At 70.7% G+C, this 2,287-nt stretch carries 2 protein-coding genes; both read right to left on the bottom strand.

The window, feature by feature from the left end; genetic code table 11:
* On the bottom strand, window positions 1–790 hold a 790-nt coding region (locus AC27IQ_RS22780), incomplete at its 3' end, for an SMP-30/gluconolactonase/LRE family protein (RefSeq protein ID WP_487090898.1).
* 205 nt (window positions 791–995) lie between these two features.
* A partial coding sequence (gene amt, locus AC27IQ_RS22785) for an ammonium transporter (protein WP_487090899.1) occupies window positions 996–2,287 on the bottom strand: 1,292 nt, incomplete at its 5' end.

Below are 2,287 nucleotides of genomic sequence, written 5' to 3' on the forward strand. Positions count from 1 at the left end.
AGGGCATGGTGGGGCACTGCGCCGGCACGGGAATGTCGGCCACGATCTCGCCGCCGGGCGACAGCCGCAGCACGCGGCCGCCCTCGTACATGGCGCACCAGTAGTGGCCTTCGGCATCCACCGCCGCGCCGTCGGGCCGGCCGCCGTAGCCCGGCTGGCCGGGCTTCCAGCCATCGGGCTTGGGCGCGAAGGCATGCAGCACGCGCGGCGCGCCCACGGGCTCGCCCGAGGCATCGCACGCCCAGGCCCGGATGGTGTGCGAGGGGGTATCGACCCAGTACAGCGTGCCGCCATCGGGCGACCAGGCCAGGCCATTGGCCGTGGCCACCCCGTCCAGCATCCGGCGCACAAGGGGCGCCCCGTCGCCGCGCCCATCCACGCAGTACAGCGCGGCGACCGGCTGGCGGGGGCCCGCGGCGGGCTCGTGCATGGTGCCCACCCAGAATCGGCCCAGCGCGTCGCACTTGCCATCGTTGGCCCGCTCCGTGGCCGGATCGATCGGCAGCCGGGCCACCGGCACCAGGGGGCCGCCCCAGTCCTTGGCGCGGTAGAGGGTGTCGCGCAGGGCGATCACCAGGCCGCTGGGCTGGCCCACGGTGCGCGCGGGCGCGATGCAGCCAGGCTCGGACGGCATGGCCCAGCGCTCGGCCCGGCCCGAGGCCGGGTGCAGCCGGCACAGCGCGCGGCCGGCGATGTCCACCCAGTACAGGCGCGATTCGACGGGGTGCCAGAAAGGCGATTCGCCCAACTGGTCGGGCTCGGAAGTGGCGGGACGCCAGTCCATGGGCATGGGGGGGTCTCCTGGGAAGGCGGTGGAAGGGGCCGGGCACGCCACCGCTGGCGCGCCGGTCTGCTGCTTCCATTATTCGCGGCCGGTGGCAGCGGGCCAAAAAAAAAGGCCCACCTTGCGGCGGGCCCAATGTCCAGGAGGAATATCTCGCTTGTTGTCGCACCGCCGCGATGCCACCAGTCACCGCGGCAGGGATCTCAGCCGGTCAGCGGTTGTAGGCGGTTTCGCCGTGCGAAGTGATGTCCAGGCCTTCGCGCTCGGCTTCTTCCGGCACGCGCAGGCCTACCAGCAGGTCGGCGATCTTGTAGGCGATGAAGGCCACGACGCCGGACCACACGATGGTCACCAGCACGCTCTTGAGCTGGATCCAGACCTGTGCGCCCATGGCGAACGTGTCGGGGGTCAGGCCACCCGTGCCGCCCAGGCCTTGCGATGCGAACACACCGGTCAGGATGGCACCGATGATGCCGCCCACGCCGTGCACGCCGAACACGTCGAACGCATCGTCGGCGCCCAGCATCTTCTTGAGGCCACCCACGCCCCAGAGGCAGACCACGCCGGCGATCAGGCCGAGCACGATGGAGCCCATGGGACCGACGAAACCGGCGGCCGGCGTGACGGCCACCAGACCTGCCACGGCACCCGATGCGGCGCCCAGCATGGAGGCCTTGCCCTTGTGCAGCGACTCGCCGGCCAGCCAGCTCAGCGTAGCGGCGGCCGTGGCCAGGACGGTGTTGATGAAGGCCAGGCCCGCAGCGCCGTTGGCGGCACCGGCGGAGCCGGCGTTGAAGCCGAACCAGCCCACCCACAGCAGCGAGGCACCGACCATCGTCAGCGTCAGGCTGTGGGGCGTGAGCGCTTCCTTGCCGAAGCCGATGCGCTTGCCCACCATGTAGGCGCCCACCAGGCCGGCGATCCCGGCGTTGATGTGCACCACGGTGCCGCCGGCGAAGTCCAGCGCGCCGTCCTTGCCCAGAAGGCCGCCGCCCCACACCATGTGCGCCATGGGGATGTAGCTGAAGGTGAACCACAGCACGCTGAAGATCAGCACGGCGGAGAACTTGATGCGTTCGGCGAACGAGCCCACGATCAGCGCCACGGTGATGGCCGCGAAGGTGCCCTGGAAGGCCACGAACACGTACTCGGGGATGGTCGGCAGCGCGCCCGAGAGCGTGTCCGGCGCGATGCCCTTGAGGAAGATCTTGTCGAAGCCGCCGAAGAACGTGCCTTCGCCGCCGAACGTGAGGGTGTAGCCGTACACGGCCCACAGCACGCTCATCAGCGAGAAGATCACGAACACCTGCACCAGCACCGACAGCATGTTCTTGGAGCGGGCCAGGCCGCCGTAGAACAGGGCCAGGCCCGGGATGGTCATGAGGATCACGAGCAGCGTGGAGGTCAGCATCCAGGCCGTGTCGCCCGAATCGAGCTTGGGCGTGGGGGCGGCGGCAGGTGCTGCGGCCGCGGCGGCTTCCGCCGGTGCGGGTGCGGCCGCCA

The sequence above is a fragment of the Acidovorax sp. KPB24-07 genome (genome assembly GCF_057543315.1).